Source organism: Exiguobacterium sp. s46 (assembly GCF_018618875.1).
In the GTDB taxonomy this organism is placed as follows: Bacteria; Bacillota; Bacilli; order Exiguobacteriales; family Exiguobacteriaceae; genus Exiguobacterium_A; species Exiguobacterium_A abrahamii.
Map to the genome: position 1 here is coordinate 482,503 of NZ_JACSMY010000001.1, position 16,419 is coordinate 498,921.

17 protein-coding genes are annotated in these 16,419 nt (G+C 46.1%); 11 read left to right on the forward strand and 6 right to left on the reverse strand.

Annotated elements, in window-relative coordinates; genetic code table 11:
• Nucleotides 1-53 precede the first annotated feature (53 nt).
• Nucleotides 54-569 carry a DUF1836 domain-containing protein gene (locus KNQ08_RS02455; protein WP_214804508.1) on the reverse strand — a complete coding sequence of 172 codons (516 nt, stop codon included), beginning with the start codon at nucleotides 567-569 and terminating at the stop codon, nucleotides 54-56.
• 112 nt (nucleotides 570-681) lie between these two features.
• Here KNQ08_RS02455 and trhA point away from each other — a divergent pair, with 112 nt between their 5' ends.
• The 5 genes from trhA to KNQ08_RS02480 all read left to right on the forward strand — a co-directional run bounded on the left by trhA (nucleotide 682) and on the right by KNQ08_RS02480 (nucleotide 5,086).
• Nucleotides 682-1,329 (forward strand): PAQR family membrane homeostasis protein TrhA, encoded by a 648-nt coding sequence (gene trhA, locus KNQ08_RS02460; protein ID WP_023467814.1) that lies wholly within the window; start codon nucleotides 682-684, stop codon nucleotides 1,327-1,329.
• A 118-nt stretch (nucleotides 1,330-1,447) separates the two neighbouring features.
• Nucleotides 1,448-3,172, forward strand: coding sequence for a M3 family oligoendopeptidase (locus KNQ08_RS02465; RefSeq protein WP_214804510.1), 1,725 nt, complete (start codon nucleotides 1,448-1,450; stop codon nucleotides 3,170-3,172).
• A gap of 42 nt (nucleotides 3,173-3,214) precedes the next feature.
• A complete protein-coding gene (gene rpiA / locus KNQ08_RS02470; RefSeq protein WP_214769260.1) occupies nucleotides 3,215-3,913 on the forward strand; it encodes a ribose-5-phosphate isomerase RpiA in 699 nt (232 codons plus the stop codon).
• A gap of 21 nt (nucleotides 3,914-3,934) precedes the next feature.
• Nucleotides 3,935-4,195, forward strand: coding sequence for a hypothetical protein (locus KNQ08_RS02475; RefSeq protein ID WP_214769264.1), 261 nt, complete (start codon nucleotides 3,935-3,937; stop codon nucleotides 4,193-4,195).
• Between the two features lie 132 nt (nucleotides 4,196-4,327).
• Nucleotides 4,328-5,086, forward strand: a complete 759-nt coding sequence (locus KNQ08_RS02480) for a hypothetical protein (RefSeq protein ID WP_214769267.1) — start codon at nucleotides 4,328-4,330, stop codon at nucleotides 5,084-5,086.
• A gap of 331 nt (nucleotides 5,087-5,417) precedes the next feature.
• Here KNQ08_RS02480 and KNQ08_RS02485 read toward each other — a convergent pair whose 3' ends face one another.
• From KNQ08_RS02485 to KNQ08_RS02500, 4 genes are all read right to left on the reverse strand, one after another.
• Entirely contained in the window at nucleotides 5,418-6,401 is a 984-nt protein-coding gene (locus tag KNQ08_RS02485) for a hypothetical protein (protein WP_149427068.1), read from the reverse strand.
• Between the two features lie 454 nt (nucleotides 6,402-6,855).
• Nucleotides 6,856-7,260, reverse strand: a complete 405-nt coding sequence (locus KNQ08_RS02490; RefSeq protein WP_023467822.1) for a DUF350 domain-containing protein — start codon at nucleotides 7,258-7,260, stop codon at nucleotides 6,856-6,858.
• Between the two features lie 13 nt (nucleotides 7,261-7,273).
• Nucleotides 7,274-7,441: a hypothetical protein gene (locus tag KNQ08_RS02495; protein WP_023467823.1), complete on the reverse strand. Its 168-nt coding sequence runs from the start codon at nucleotides 7,439-7,441 to the stop codon at nucleotides 7,274-7,276.
• A gap of 55 nt (nucleotides 7,442-7,496) precedes the next feature.
• Nucleotides 7,497-8,612 carry a GGDEF domain-containing protein gene (locus KNQ08_RS02500; RefSeq protein WP_149427069.1) on the reverse strand — a complete coding sequence of 372 codons (1,116 nt, stop codon included), beginning with the start codon at nucleotides 8,610-8,612 and terminating at the stop codon, nucleotides 7,497-7,499.
• 241 nt (nucleotides 8,613-8,853) lie between these two features.
• On the opposite strand from KNQ08_RS02500, the gene KNQ08_RS02505 reads away from it, so the two are divergent.
• From KNQ08_RS02505 to KNQ08_RS02525, 5 genes are read left to right on the forward strand one after another with little or no spacing between them, the layout of a single operon-like run.
• Nucleotides 8,854-10,293 (forward strand): GntP family permease, encoded by a 1,440-nt coding sequence (locus tag KNQ08_RS02505; protein ID WP_035398062.1) that lies wholly within the window; start codon nucleotides 8,854-8,856, stop codon nucleotides 10,291-10,293.
• 25 nt (nucleotides 10,294-10,318) lie between these two features.
• Nucleotides 10,319-11,020 (forward strand): CoA transferase subunit A, encoded by a 702-nt coding sequence (locus tag KNQ08_RS02510; RefSeq protein WP_149427070.1) that lies wholly within the window; start codon nucleotides 10,319-10,321, stop codon nucleotides 11,018-11,020.
• 13 nt (nucleotides 11,021-11,033) lie between these two features.
• On the forward strand, nucleotides 11,034-11,696 hold the full coding sequence (locus KNQ08_RS02515) for a 3-oxoacid CoA-transferase subunit B (protein ID WP_035398057.1): 663 nt from the start codon (nucleotides 11,034-11,036) through the stop codon (nucleotides 11,694-11,696).
• Between the two features lie 5 nt (nucleotides 11,697-11,701).
• Complete coding sequence (locus tag KNQ08_RS02520) at nucleotides 11,702-12,478, forward strand: 3-hydroxybutyrate dehydrogenase (protein ID WP_149427071.1); 777 nt, start codon at nucleotides 11,702-11,704, stop codon at nucleotides 12,476-12,478.
• 13 nt (nucleotides 12,479-12,491) lie between these two features.
• A complete protein-coding gene (locus KNQ08_RS02525) occupies nucleotides 12,492-13,682 on the forward strand; it encodes an acetyl-CoA C-acetyltransferase (protein WP_149427072.1) in 1,191 nt (396 codons plus the stop codon).
• 147 nt (nucleotides 13,683-13,829) lie between these two features.
• Here KNQ08_RS02525 and KNQ08_RS02530 read toward each other — a convergent pair whose 3' ends face one another.
• On the reverse strand, nucleotides 13,830-14,708 hold the full coding sequence (locus tag KNQ08_RS02530; protein ID WP_149427073.1) for an AraC family transcriptional regulator: 879 nt from the start codon (nucleotides 14,706-14,708) through the stop codon (nucleotides 13,830-13,832).
• A 368-nt stretch (nucleotides 14,709-15,076) separates the two neighbouring features.
• Between KNQ08_RS02530 and brnQ the strand changes: the two genes are divergently transcribed.
• Nucleotides 15,077-16,417, forward strand: coding sequence for a branched-chain amino acid transport system II carrier protein (brnQ, locus tag KNQ08_RS02535; protein ID WP_058705093.1), 1,341 nt, complete (start codon nucleotides 15,077-15,079; stop codon nucleotides 16,415-16,417).
• Nucleotides 16,418-16,419 lie beyond the last annotated feature (2 nt).

A 16,419-nucleotide genomic window follows, 5' to 3' on the forward strand; every position in this document is an offset into this window, starting at 1 on the left:
ACTGTTCCTCCTCTGCCTTTTCTTCTAGTGTATCACGCAGGGAAAGCGTTATCTTATTTTTTCAGTTGGGTGTCAATCAATTGTTCTGCTGCGCGCCGGTACAAGTTACTCATATGAGCCATCGCTAAGATCTGTTCCAGTGGGTCGGTCGTCGAGGCGGTTAGAGCGTCTTGTTCCGTTACGAAGCGGGCTGTATTTCGTTCCGTCAGTTCGAGGTAATTGCGATAAAACCCTTCAAGATCGAGTTGATCCTGTTCGATCCCTTCGTTCAAGGGCTCGAGAATCGTCTTGATATCATTGATCGAAAACGAACTTTTCAATTGATAAATCAAGCTGATCAGAATCAAGTGCTCCTTCGTATATTTTTTATTCGTGACCGGAAAGAATAATTTCTTTTTGGCATAATTGTTGATCATCGTCTTCGTCAAAATCGTCTCATCTGTACTTCGCGTCGTTTCCTCGAATGTCCGCTCGAACAGTTGGATGACTTGATCCATATAGAGATCGATATTCGGAATATCTTCGAGCCGTAATTGACGATCGTGTCTCGTGTCATCAGAATGTGTCATAAAAAAACCTCCAAAATCGCTAAAATAGGACTTTCTACTTCTCCATCATATGATAGAATACGTATATAACGCCATGTAGTATTCGAAACTACATATCAGGGGAGGAACGAAAGTGAAAGCTTATATGAGAGAACCGATTAATGGATTAACGCATCTTGGAGGGGCTGTCTTTGCTTTTGTCGGGTTACTGGCACTTGTCATTAAGGCATCGTTAGAACGGGGGGCATCACTTGCGATCGTTGCAGCGATTATTTTTGGTGTCAGTATGATGGCGCTTTATGCTGTTTCGGCAACGTATCATATGGTGCTTGCGAGCGACCGGGCGATCGCAATCTGGCGTCGGTTGGATCATTCGATGATTTATCTGTTGATTGCCGGGTCTTACGCACCGTTTTGTCTCGTCAGTCTGAACGGTCCGACCGGTTGGGTCTTGTTCAGCATCGTCATGTTGATTGCAGTCTCTGGAATCACCTTTAAATTGGTTTGGTTCAACAGTCCACGTTGGTTATCAACGACGCTCTACATCGGAATGGGCTGGATCATGGTATTTGCGATCACGCCACTCGCGCAAGTCTTATCACCGCTCGGCATCGGATTGTTGTTCCTTGGTGGTATCTTCTATACGATCGGTGGCATCATCTATGGGCTGAAGCCACGTATCTTATCGTTCAAACATCTTGGATTCCATGAAATCTTCCATATCTTCGTATTACTTGGTAGCCTAGCGCACTTCCTATGTGTCTACTTCTTCGTCTTATGAGGATGTCCTCCTTCAGTCAATGGCTGAAGGAGTTTTTTTGTGTCTGATGGAAAATACAGGAGAAGTCGAGTGTCCTCACGAATGAAAGAACGAATAGATCACGCATAGGGGGAAAAGTATGAAACACACACGATGGCAGTTAGAAAAACTCTACACGATAGATGACGTCAAAGCAGGAATTACTACGATACAAGCCGCGTTGACGAAACATCCGGCTAATGTGGCAGAACAGGTCGAGCGTTATCAGCAAGTCGCGCGCGACGTCGAGGAATGGAGCGACTTCATTTATTGTCTGTACGCTGAAGATGTCACGCGCTCAGAAGTCCATCCATTGCTCGAAGAGATCGAAATCGTGCAAGCGATGGTGCGCAGTGAGGCAGCAGCACTCGATACGAAGATCGCCGCACTGTCACAAGAAGAGTGGGAGGAGCTCGTCACGGGTTCACCATACGCCTTTTTCTTGAACGAACGCCGTGACATCCAGTCCCGTCGTGCACCACTGGTTCAGGAACAATTATTGCAGGATCTCGGTGTGGATGGGTTCCAAGGCTGGGGGCAGCTCTACAAACAGCGTTTCATGGCATTGCGCGTCGACTTGGATAATAAGCAGGTCACGATCGGTCAAGGACTACACGAAGCGATGTTCGCACCTGACCGTTCGGCTCGTTTAGCGGCAGCGACAGCGGTTGACACCGCGTGTGCACAGGAAGCTGACCTGTTTGCGACGATTCTGAACCGGATTGCTGGCTTCAGATTGCAATCCTACAAGATGCGGAACTGGGAGCAACCGTTGACCGAGTTGCTTGAGCAGAACCGGATCTCGGAAGCGAGCCTAAAAGCGATGATGGAAGCACTCGATCAACACCGCGACCTCTTTCACGCCTATTACGCTCGGAAGATTGCCCAGGCGGAGCGGGTGACGGGAGAATGGCATGATTTTGAGACGAACACCTATCGCTCCGCGCGTCACGTTCCGTTTGAGATGGCAGAGACAATCGTCACGACACAATTCAAACGATTGAATCCGCAGCTCGGCGCCTTCGCGGAAAACGTGTTTAGTGAGGGATGGGTCGATGCAGAGAATCGTCCTGGAAAAGCGGAAGGTGGATTCTGTGCCGCATTCCCGATTGCAAAAGAGAGTCGAATTTTCATGACGTACCGTGATAGTTATCCGGACGTCGCGACGCTCGCTCATGAATTCGGTCATGCTTATCATAATTATTTACTGCAAGACGAACCGTATTTAAATCAAGTCAAAGGAACGAGCATCGCGGAGACGGCTTCGACGTTCATGGAGAATCTCGTCCTCGATGCTGCCATCAAAGAGACGACGGAGCGGGAGGAAGTGCTCGCTCTCCTAGAGGTCAAGATCCGGGAAGGGCTGAAATATGCCAGCATCGTTCCCGGCATGTTCCGGTTCGAGCAACGTTTTTATGCGGAACGTCAGCAAGGGACGGTCAGTGCCGAACGGTTAAGTGAACTCCTGCAAGAGGAAGAACGGTTAGCCTATGGTCCGGTATTGCCTGAACCGGCGCGCTATAAATGGATGTACATCAGTCACTTGTTCAATCCGAATCTTGCGTTCTACAACATTCCCTACACGATCGGTTATCTACTCAGCAATAGCCTGTATCAGACGGTTCAAGCGAATCCGAGACATTTTTCGACAGTCTTTGAAGCCGTCATGCATGATTCCGGTCAAGCGACAATCGATGAGATCGTTACACGTCATCTCGACGCTGATCCGACATCTGTCGCGTTTTGGATGGAAGCTCAACAACCGCTCGTCCAGGCAATTGAGCAGTACCTGACGTTAACGGAATCCTCTCTCTCCGTCGATTGAAGACGAATCGAAACGGGAACAGAAATGTAGGGAGGGATGCGGATGTATGAACAGGAGAAACAATTAGTCGCTGAGGCAGCACTAACTTACGTGAAAGATGGGATGATAGTGGGTCTTGGGACGGGTTCGACGACGGAACGGTTCATCGAGGCGCTTGGTCCACTTGTGCAGGCGGGACTACAGATTCAAGGCGTGGCAACGTCACTTGCGACGGTCCGACTCGCGGAACAGTTATACATTCCGTTGATCGACTTGGAAGAGGGAATGGAAATCGATTTGACGATCGATGGGATCGATCAGATTGACGGACGATTTCAAACGATCAAAGGTGGTGGCGGTGCACTATTTCGCGAGAAAATCGTCGCACTGATGAGTCGGGAATTGCTCTATCTGACCGATTCCTCGAAGTTCGTCCATCATTTAAGCGGACCGTTACCTGTCGAACTGGATCCGTTTGCCTTACCGTATGTGCGACAACGGTTACGTGATAAGCATGTCTCAGCAACGCTACGCGTGAAAGACGATCGTCCCTTCGTTACAGATGGATGTCACGTGATTCTTGACGTTGATGTATCAGCCATCTCGGACGTCCGAGTATTTGCAAAAGAAGTGAAGAGCTGGTCGGGTGTACTCGATACGGGTTACTTCGAGCGACAGCCAGATCATGTCCTGACGGTCGAAGAGGGCAAGGTCAAACGCATCGCGCATCCACGACTGCGTGACGGCGGTGGATTGGTTTAAGGGAAGAAAGAAGGAAACCATATGGGCTTGAAAAAACGGTATTTATTCGGAGCAGGTGTCATTGCCGGTGCGAGTCTACTGTTGTTCAGGAAGCGGGAACAGGGCACACAGACCGATGCGTTACGTGATTATTTAGCGCATCTCGATCAGGATCCGAGTCCAGATGCTACGAAAGACCCGGATGAGGTCGGATTGACGAAACTGGATTCGATCTATCGGTCGGAGTGGCAAGCGAATGGTTTTCCGCGTTCGCGGACAGAGCTAGAAGAGCTTGAGAAATAGTGGCAGTCAACTATGAGTAATTAAAACGGCTAAAGTCCGGATTTGAACGGACTTTAGCCGTTTAGTTGTGAGCGTAGTAAAAAATAAACGCAATCCATAGAAAATTAAAAATGTTCAGCAGGAGGCAAATGTATGTATAGTTGGTCAAGAAAAGTGAGGCGTATGTGGTTGAAGTTTGGCTGGATTGTGATCATCGCTTGTTTCGTTGTTATCGTTGGTTCATTCGTTTTAATCATGAATGGCAATCCGATCAAAGAAAAAGAAATCGGAAAACGATTGGAAGTAGATTTAGAGCGAGAGTATAAAACGAAATTTGACCTAGAGTACACTCGTTACGATGCGACTAGAAGCGAATATGGGGCAATTTTTCATACGAACGAACCGGATAAGAAGGACGATGTCTCGTTCTATGCAACGTATCATAATGATTATGAATTGTACGATACATATCGGGAAGAAATTTGGTCACGTGATATTCGTAAAGCAGTCACGAACGAAGCAACAGAGGTGTACGGAAACAATTTTATTAGGGTCGAGGTGAACTCTCCACCGGAATTATTCATAGATGACGTAAAGCTAAATAATGTATTGCGATATACCGAATTGAGCGAAGAATCGATGCGGCATGTGCAGATCATGGTGAACGTACATAAGGAAGCGCGACACACAGTGAAAAAAGACTTGGCAAAATTAGTGACGAAAATGAAAGGCGGATCGATGAAGGCTGGAAAGGTGATTGTGATGGGAGCAGATGACGAGAAGGCTACAGCATTTCGTTCATGGGTATGGATTGATGTAACGAATCTTCCAAAGGATTTTAAGATGTCTGAGTTCAATAAATTACTGGAATGGGATAACACATTTACGACTGTAGAACAAGAATCAACGTAACTATTTGATTAAATCATTATCTATATAAAAAGACCATTCAGAAAGTTGAATGGTCTTTTTATATAGAGTCGCTGTTGAAATTTTATAAGTATACTTCCATGAAAATGATAGGTTGCTTTTCATATGTAAAGTCAAAAACAACAATCATCTTCGAAACGTTTCAAGCTCGTAACAAGACACTTTATTTATATGTTTATTGACTTAAAGTTAAATTTTATCTCCTCTTAACTTAAAAAGAATGGAATAGTGATTTGTCTTTGAACTAAAATCGATTTAGTAAAAGCCTTCAGATATATCTTAAAAGTACAGGAGCCTTATACAGTAGAAATATTTAAAAAGATTTAGTATATAACTTTTTACCCTGTAAATAAGTGAGCTTACCTAGTTGTAAATTAATTGATTTTAAGTAAGTCTCTTCGAAAAAAAGATAAGGATCATAGAGATTATTAGACAGAGTTACTATCTTTTTTAAGGTCTTTCCATTAACATCTCGTAAAAACAATGAATTATTCTCTGAGACTATATAGTTACCGTTTAAGAAATCAATAGCCTCTATCGTGATGGTAGTGATATTTTTATTTTTGAACACATGATCGTTTGTTTTGTAAACCATTGCTTTGGTTTGTCCTGTTACATAGTCGTAAAGATCAAATCGATGACGATAAGTAGTGACTGCGCTTAAAAAGGCGATTCCTTCATCATAATGGATATAGTTTAATTTATCACAGTTTGAAGGCGTGAGAAGTTTTCCTTTACCAATTTCCAAGATAGTAGAGCGATAACTTTTAACGTTCATTTTATAGAAAGATCTGTTTTTGACATAAAAGATTTCTTTATCGGACATCCAAAAGTCCTGAACATCAGTTACGAGAATTTTTCGTTCTTTTCCGGTTGAAGAAACACGGACCAAATCCCCTTTACTGTTGCTTTTATTCGAGACAAAGTAGACGTATTTTCCATCGCTTCCAATGTGTCCTCTTCGTCCATTGATATTTGCCCCTTTTACAGTGGAAATGACTCCGTTTTTAGAGCGGAATCGAAGTTCATATTTTTCAAAAGCTAACATACAAACAGAGTCGATAAAATGATTTTTTTCACTTTCTGTATAGAAAAGATTATTACCAGCGGATACAACATTAGTGATGGTATACGGATAAGTAGGAGATTCATTTTTCGCTGCATAAACTAATTTACCATTTTGGTAAATTCCAGAGGTTATACTTTGTTGCTTTGGAACTGTATAGTAAGGTGATGTAGCATCTACATGTATAGCAAGGGAACAAAAGGTCAAAAGCAAAAGTATAATTTTTTTCAAATGCATCTTCTCCTTAAATTAAATATAAATAAATAGTAAATTCACATGTATTATTTTAAATGAAAGAACAGAAAATAATATCCTGTTTTTGTAAAAAAAGATAAGTATGTTTTTTTAAGAAAAAAGATAGAAAGTTTGTATTATTCATGGTAAACCATTTCTTACGTATTAATGATTCAAAATCCCTTTAAAAATGATTATGATAAAAATAAGTCGATCTTGATAAACATCCTAATTTTCATATTTTTTAATTTTGGGATAAAGTATATTGGATTCATAATGAAAAGACTTGATTACTTAAATTTCCGTTGTTCTCATAATGCACGAAGACTTGGAATACTGTTTTTTTAGTTTTTAGCGTATACAAAAACTCCTCCTTTAAAATACAAAATAGGAGTTATCCTCAATCTAAACAGCCCTAGATCCTAATGATCCAGGGCTGTTTTCATGTGTTTTAATATGTAAGCGATCCTGCAATGATCAAACCGATCGAAATCGATAAGAAAAGGAGCAGCAAGCCGACTGCTTCGTTATTCGCATCAATCTCTTTCGTCATGCTCAAACGTGGAATCAATAAATCTGCAAGATAGAACAAGACGATTTGTAAGACGATCGCGAGTGCACCCCATAACACCATATCGAGAATGCTGACGGAGTTCGAGATACTCGAATAGAGGACGATGGCAAGACCAAGAATTCGTCCACCGAAGGCGTAGACGGCTGCTTTCTTTCCGTTACGGATTAGTTCGAGCTCCTTTGATTTCGTCGTCACCTCGAACAGGACGACACCGATTGCAAGGAGTACGGTCGCGACACCGATATACGAGAGCGTTGAAAGGAATAGATCACTGAATGTCATGCTGGTACCTCCATCATGATTTTTTATTTTTTTTGCGTTGTTCGTATGCAACATACAATTCAAGCAGTGCTCCGACGAGAATACCTGCTGATACATACAAATAGAAGTTGTCACCAATGAATCCGAACAAGAGACCTAAAATGAGGCCGATCAGGATATAGGGACCTTTTGCTAACTTCATGCCAATCACCTACCTCTTCTTTAAAGGTAGCGGATTTCAGAGGTGGCGTCCATCGTTATTCTTGAAAGCTGACGGCAGATTCTGCATTAGGAGAAAACAGGACGACTTGATTCCGTCCTTGTTGCTTTGCCTGATAGAGGGCAGCATCCGCATCCAGTAGAAGATCGTCGATTTGCAGTGTCGTCTCATCGTACGCGGCTAAACCAAACGATGCCGTGAGCGATAGCTCTGTCGTCGCTAGTCGGAACGTACTAGAAGCGATCCGTTCACGTAATTGTTCTGCTAAAGGCAGGACTTCAGCAAGCAGAACACCCTCAAACAGGACCGAAAATTCCTCGCCGCCGTTACGGGATAAATACCCGCTTTCTGACACTCCATCACGCAGTCGATTGGCGAACTGCCGTAGCACCTCGTCGCCAGCCTCATGTCCATACGTATCGTTGACCTGTTTAAAATGATCAATATCGATCGTCAACAACACGACCGACTGTTTGTTTAGGATCAATCGCTGTTTGACATCCGTATAGTATTCGTTGAAGGCGCGTGAATTATTTAATCCTGTCAAAAAGTCGAGTTGCGCTTTTTGCCGAAGCATCCGTAATGATTGTTTGGTCAACCGAATATCACGGATGATCACTAGGGCGAGCCAACTACTGACGAAAGAAGCAGGAATGACGACTGCCATCACTTCAATTAGAAGAATCTGTTTCGGTAAGACAATCCATAAGACAAGAGCGTGTAAAGCCGTCGCATAGATTGTCACGAGTGTGAATGTTCGTTTTGCATAGGGTGGCATCTCGCGAACGATTAAGCTTGTTCCTAAGGCAACGGCGACGATGAAACCGAATGCGGTGAAGGCTGCTAGATTCGTTCCTAAACTGAAACGATAGATGATGATCGCGATCGTCACGATCGTTGTCGGGATGGCGCCACCAAAGTAGGCAGCGACGACGACCGGAATATGACGCAAATCAACCATGACGCCAGGTGCTGCTTCAATCGTCATCTGCATGAGTAATAAAGAGATGACACTTAGGGCAAGACCATACAACACGCGCGTCGGACGTGGGGAGTCACGGGTGATCGGGAGCGGTGATAATTTTCCTAGCAGATAGAAACCAGCCATTAATAGCGTCACGTTATGCAAGACGTCAAAAAGGATGCTTTTCATGAATTGTCCATCCTTTCAAATAAAAAGTACGTTACTTAAAAGACATACGCCATAAAAGGACTAACTCCTGTTCCTTGAAAAAATAATCTATCTGATGCAATTGTGTCTATAATGTGAACTTATGATTTCTATAAGCTGTACTTATAGTTTGACGGAATTTAATTGACCTCCTCGACACTGCGTTGTTAAATGATGAAGAAGCGATATGAAAGCGCTTACTAAAATCGAAGGAGATCTACTTATGGAACTTGTCATCATTCTTCTTGCCTTATCCTTATTGATGTTCGTTGCCTATCGTGGTTTTTCGGTCATCCTATTTGCGCCAATCTGTGCCTTGTTCGCCGTCCTACTGACGAACCCGGATTGGGTGTTACCCTTCTTCTCGAATATCTTCATGGAAAAGATGGTCGGCTTCATCAAGGCGTACTTCCCGGTCTTCCTCCTCGGAGCGATTTTCGGAAAAGTCGTTGAGATGTCTGGTATCGCGGAGTCGATCGCGAAGACGATCATCCGCATGATCGGTGCGAAACGCGCTATTCTTGCCATCGTCTTACTCGGCGCCATTCTTACATATAGCGGTGTCAGCCTGTTCGTCGTCGTCTTCGCTGTTTATCCGTTCGCAGCGAACTTGTTCCGCGAAGCGAACATCCCGAAACGCCTCATCCCGGGAACGATCGCCCTTGGTGCATTCACGTTCACGATGGATGCGTTACCAGGAACACCTCAGATTCAAAACGTCATCCCAACGACGTTCTTCAAAACGGATATCTACGCTGCACCAATCATGGGAACAGTCGGTGGATTGTTCATCCTAGTCGTCGGCATGTGGTATCTCGAGTCACGTAAGAAAAAAGCCCATCAAGCAGGGGAAGGCTACGCTGGATTTGAAGCAACGGCGGCAAGTGCCGCACCGCAGATGGAGTTGAAGAACGAACCGGAAATGACACTTGAGACGGATCGTCAACCGGTCTATCGGCAAGTCCTTGCCTTCGTTCCACTCGTCCTCGTTGCCGTCATGAACAAAGTCTTCACACTCTCGATTCCGAAATGGTATCCAGAAGGATTCGATTTTTCAGCAATTGGTCTAGAGGCATTTGGAAAAATCGAGACGCCGGCCGTTCTTGCAATCTGGTCCGTCCAAATGGCGTTATTGATCGGAATTCTCGCAGCGATGCTGTATGACTTCCCGAAGATCAAGACGAACTTCCAAGCTGGTTTGAACGTCAGTATCGGTGGCGCGCTTCTAGCGGTCATGAATACAGGTGCTGAGTATGGTTTCGGAGGCGTCATCGCAGCGTTACCAGGATTCAAGTCCGTCTCAAGCGGGATTTCAGAGACGTTCACGAATCCGCTCGTCAACGGAGCCGTCACGACGACGACGCTTGCCGGTGTCACCGGTTCCGCATCGGGCGGAATGGGAATCGCGTTAAGTGCGATGTCGGATAAATATACGCAAGCGATCACATCAGGTGGCGTGCCACCGGAAGTCATGCACCGCGTCATCTCGATGGCGTCCGGCGGGATGGATACATTACCGCATAACGGTGCCGTCATCACGTTACTTGCCGTCACGGGGCTGACGCATCGTCAGTCGTATAAGGACATCTTCATGATTACGATCCTCAAGACAGTGACGGTCTTCTTGATGATCGGATTGTATAGCTTGACTGGTTTATACTAAGGATTTTTAAAGGGGGCATCATCAGATGAAGCAGGGGAAAGTATACGGATCATTCGCGGAAGCGACAGCAGACATCTTTGACGGGGCGACGCTAGTCGTAGGGGGCTTCGGACTCTGCGGAATCCCGGAAAAATCAATTACCGCGTTGCAAGAGAAGGGCGTCAAGGATTTGACGGTCGTCAGTAATAACTGTGGTGTCGATGACTTCGGTCTCGGTCTCCTCTTGCAGACACGACAAATCAAGAAGATGGTTTCGTCGTATGTCGGGGAAAACAAGACGTTCGAGCAACAATACCTCAGTGGCGAGATCGAAGTCGATCTCGTCCCACAAGGTACGCTTGCGGAACGTATCCGTGCCGGTGGAGCTGGCATTCCCGGTTTCTATACACCAACAGGCGTCGGCACACCGATTGCTGAAGGGAAGGAACAAAAGGAGTTCGACGGGAAGACGTATCTGCTCGAAGAAGGAATCGTCGGCGATTTTGCGATCGTCAAGGCATGGAAAGCAGATCGACTCGGGAACCTCGTCTTCCGGAAGACGTCACGCAACTTTAACCCGATTGTCGCGACAGCCGGAAAAGTAACGATCGTTGAAGTCGAAGAACTGGTCGAAGTCGGTGAACTCGACCCGAATGAGATTCATACACCTGCTGTCTACGTTCAGCGCATCGTCGTCGGAACGGATTATGAAAAACGCATCGAACGCCGGACTGTCCGGGAAGCTTGAGGAGGAGACGGATATGAAAACGACACGAGAGATCATCATTGAACGCGCACTTCAGGAAGTTGAAGACGGGATGTACGTTAACCTCGGGATTGGGATTCCGACATTGATCGCCAATGCGATTCCGGACGATATGCATGTCATGCTGCAATCCGAAAACGGACTGCTTGGCATCGGACCGTATCCGCTTGATCATGAAGTCGATGCCGACGAAATCAACGCCGGTAAAGAAACGGTCACGGCACAATCTGGAGCATCTTACTTCGACAGTGCCGAATCGTTCGCGATGATTCGCGGTGGGCACATCGACCTCGCGATCCTCGGTGGGATGGAAGTCGATCAAAACGGTGACCTCGCGAACTGGATGATTCCGGGAAAGATGGTCAAAGGCATGGGCGGAGCGATGGACCTCGTCAACGGAGCAAAACGCGTCGTCATCATCATGGAGCATGTCAACAAACACGGCGAATCGAAAGTCAAACAGGCGTGTACCTTGCCGTTGACAGGACGCGCCGTCGTCAACCGTTTGATTACGGACCGGGCCGTCTTTGATTTCACACCGGACGGAATGGTCTTGATCGAGACGCTGAATGGTCATACGGTCGAAGACGTCAAACAAGTCACGGAAGCACGATTCACGGTCAGTCCGGAACTCGAGCGCGTGACGGTAGGGGAGTGAAGCAGATGGTTCAAGGAGATATCGTACTCGTCACAGGTGCAGGAAGCGGAATTGGTCTTGAAATCTCAAAGGCGTTTGCTGCGGCAGGAGCAAAGGTCGTCGTAACGGACGTTCGCGCAGAAGCAGCAGAAGAGGCTGCGGCAGCGATTCGCGCAGACGGTCATGAAGCGGTTGGCATGACGCTCAACGTCACTGATGAAGCACAGGTCGAAGCCGTCTTGAAGCAGACGGTCGAACAGTTTGGTCGACTCGACGTCTTGATCAATAACGCGGGTCTTCAACACGTCTCACCAATTGAAGAGTTTCCAACAGAGAAGTTCGAATTGATGATCAAGATCATGTTGACGGCGCCGTTCATCGCTATCAAACATGCCTTTCCAATCATGAAGGAACAAGGCTACGGACGGATTCTTAACATGGCATCGATCAATGGTTTAATCGGTTTTGCTGGGAAAGCGGCGTATAACTCGGCGAAGCATGGATTGCTCGGTCTGACGAAAGTCGCAGCCCTTGAAGGAGCAGAACACGGAATCACCGTCAACGCGATTTGCCCGGGGTACGTCGATACACCACTTGTCCGGAATCAGATGGAAGACTTGGCGAAGACGCGTCACGTCGAGCTTGAGAAGGTACTCGAGGAAGTCATCTATCCGCTCGTTCCACAAAAACGGTTGCTCGCCGTCGAGGAAATCGCGGATTATGCATTGTTCCTCGCGAGCCGCAAAGCAAAAGGCATCACGGGACAAGCGAACGTACTCGATGGAGGATATACGATTCAATAAGGAGATGGAGCAGATGAGTGAAGCAGTCGTCATCGTCAGTGCGACGCGCACGGCGATCGGGAATTTCAATGGGAGTTTGAAAGACGTCAAAGCAACGGAACTTGGAGCGACAGTCATCCGCGCAGCACTTGAAAAAGCTGGTGTCGCAGGAGATCACGTCGACGAAGTCTTTTTCGGTAACGTCCTCTCAGCAGGACTTGGTCAAAATCCAGCACGGCAGGCGGCACTCGCTGCCGGATTACCGGAGACATGTCCAGCGATGACCGTTAACAAGGTCTGCGGATCCGGTCTCTCAGCCGTCCATCTCGCGTATCAGGCGATCAAGTCGGGCGAAGCCGATGTCATCGTTGCCGGTGGGATGGAGAACATGAGCCAAGCGCCGTATGTCTTATCGGGCGCACGGTCTGGACTGAAGATGGGTGACCAACCGCTCGTCGATACGATCATCCAGGATGGACTTGAGTGTGCGTTTAATGACTATCACATGGGAATCACGGCAGAGAATTTAGCCGACGCCTATGAACTCTCCCGCGAAGCCCAGGATCAGTTCGCTGCGACGAGTCAGCAAAAAGCGCAGACGGCATTAGCGGAAGAACGGTTCGTCTCGGAAATCACGCCAGTGTTAATTCCACAACGAAAAGGCGACCCGATCCGTTTTGATCAAGATGAGTTTCCACGTGCCGGAACATCTGTCGAAACACTCAGTCGTTTGCGCCCGGCATTCAAAAAGGACGGAACGGTTACGGCAGGCAATGCATCTGGCATCAATGACGGGGCTGCCGCACTTGTCATCATGTCCGCGACAAAGGCAAAAGAACTCGGTGTGACACCACTCGTTGAGATCGTCTCAAATGGAACGTCCGGTGTCGATCCGAGCATCATGGGAATCGGTCCCGTCCAAGCGGTCCAAAAGGCACTCGATAAAGCGGGACTGACGCTTGAGGAGATCGATGTCATCGAAGCGAACGAAGCATTCGCGGCACAATCTCTCGCGGTCGATGCGGAGCTACAGTTCCCGCACGAGAAGCTCAACCGCAACGGTGGCGCAATCGCGCTCGGTCATCCGATTGGTGCGAGTGGTGCGCGGATTCTCGTTACGCTGATCCATGAACTCGAGCGGACGGGTGAGATGCATGGTCTTGCGACGTTATGCGTCGGTGGCGGTCAAGGGGTTGCGACAATTGTAAAATCTGTAAGAGGATAATTAAAATAGGATCAATTCAGAGAAATGAAAACACTCCTTTTGTTTTTCATGACTTAAGAGAGTATATAAGATTTGAGCTGTCTTCGTTTACTGAGAAGACAGCTTTTTCGTTTACCAACAATTATAGTGTTAGATATAGTGTTAGACTTAATTTTCGCTATTTTTTTTTGAAACTGCCACCCATACTTCACTGTATACCTGCTCTGGGTCATTACCATGAATCGTAAAGGATATGGCAGGCAAGTCAACCAATTCATAACCAGAGGAAGGTAACCATTCGGAGTATGAACGAGCCATTGTTTCTTGTAAAGTCGCCGGGAAAGGTCCACGATTCGGGAAAATGACCCATGTCGAAGCATCAACATACAGTTGTTCGAGTCCGATATCAGAATCCCTCAATTTTTGTGATGTAGCATATCCTAACATATGGGTTAGTGAACCGGTTTCTTCCTGAAAATGTTCCTCATGATCATAAGATACATTCAATATATGGTGAGGATAAAAATCAGCCATTGCTTTCATTTTTTCTCGTTGATCCGTTGTGATGGATTGGGCAAGCTCTAGAATGGATTCATTAACTCCTTCAAATTGTATTGGTACACGTTTAGAAACACCTGTTATAAAAAATGAACTTTTTTCCTCGATTTTAAATTCCATTGAAGTTCCTCCTTTAATCTCTAAATAAAATGTGAAAGGAGGAAAGGTTTTTTGAATTTTATTTTTTATGGCAAATGATGGTAAATAGCCTGACCAGTTACGAAAAGCTCTTGAAAACCCTTCTACAGAACGAAAACCATACTGGAAGGCGACCGTAGTTACAGAAGTGCCTTGAATCAAGTCGCGATTCGCTTCTGATAAACGTCGTTGTTTAATATAATCTGTTAATGTGATCCCAGACATATAAGAAAACATTCTTCGAAAATGATAATCGGATAGCCCTGTCAATCGAGTCACATCTTCAGGTGATAGTTCTTCTGTCAAATGTTCATCGATATAGTGCATCAATTGATTTAATTGTTCAAGCAATATTTATCTCCTCCTTTCTCTATTCAATATAAGTGTTGCTGACAAAGAAGACTTGATATTTTACATACTAATTAAGTCGATTGATAAAAATCATTATTGTAAAGATTTTAGATTATAATATCTTTTTTGGGACAAGAAGTGAAGTTCTACTACGTCATATGAACTTATGAATTCGGTTTCATGCTTCGATGCACAAACGTAACAAATTCTATGGACCGTAGCTCCACCAAACTTTCTGCGCAATTTTCAGAATATTCTCCAGATAAACTCCTAGCACGAGCTCTTAAACGTATGTTATCCTTTCGAACGAAGTACTTCATCTGCTTAGGGAGCGAGATGAAGTCGATCATCATCAGTGGGGGTTTATTATGTCTAAAACTGTTCCAACATCATTTATCATCGTCATCGGCATGATGCTCTTCGCCTTATTTTTCGGGGCAGGAAATCTCATCTTTCCGCCGATGCTCGGACAGCTCGCAGGGGAGCATGTCTGGGTCGCCAATGCCGGATTCCTCGTCACCGGTGTCGGTCTACCATTGCTTGCGATTCTTGCATTCGCGTTTTCAGGGGAACGCGATTTACAAGCGATGGCGTCACGCGTTCATCCTGCGTTCGGAATCGGGTTCTCGGTCATTTTGTATCTTGCGATCGGTCCCTTCTTCGCGATTCCTCGTGCCGGAACGGTCTCGTATGAGATCGGAATCAAGCCTTTCTTCAGTGAATCGACGAGCCACTGGCCGTTGCTCATCTTCACGGTCTTGTTCTACACGGTTGCGTGTCTCTTATCATTGAATCCGACGAAAATCGTCGATGTCGTCGGGAAAGTACTGACACCGATTAAGATCACGTTCATCGGTCTGTTGATCGTCGTCGCTGTCCTCCATCCGATCGGAAGTTTTCAGAATCCTTTGAAGACATATCAGTCGAATGCTTTCTTTAACGGTTTCCAGGAAGGATATATGACGCTCGATGCACTTGGTGCTTTCGTCTTCGGAATCATCATCATCGCAGCGATCAAGGAAAAAGGTGTCACATCGAAGCGACAGTTACTCTTGATTTGTACGAAAGCGTCATTGATCGCAGCAGCCTTGCTTGCAATCACATACTCGGCGCTTGCCTTCATGGGTGCTTCGAGTGTCTCGGAAATCGGACAACTAGCGAACGGAGCAGAGATCTTGTCGGCTGTGTCGGATCATTACTTTGGTGAATACGGTGCGATCTTACTCGGTCTGATGATCACAGTCGCCTGTATGACGACAAGTGTTGGGTTGATTACGGCCTGTGCCGCGTTCTTCTCGGCACTCGTGCCAAAAATCTCGTACGTCAAATGGACGATTGGTCTATCGGTCTTCAGCGCACTCGTCGCGAACATCGGTCTGAATCAATTACTTGCTGTCTCAAAACCAGTCTTGATGACGCTTTATCCACTGGCGATCTGTCTCATCTTCCTGACATTCTTGCATCCACTCTTTAAAGGCAAACCTGCCGTTTATCAAGGGGCGCTGTGGATGACATTCGTTGTCAGCTTATTTGATGGATTAAAGACAGCGAAGATCAACGTTTCAGCTGTCACAAACGTGTTCGACGTGGTATTACCGTTTGCTTCCGTCAGTCTCGGATGGGTCGTTCCAGCCATTATTGGCGGAGTGATCGGAGCAGTCGTTGGTAAGAAAACAGCACAGACACACTCGTCGTCGCGTGTGGCTTAAAT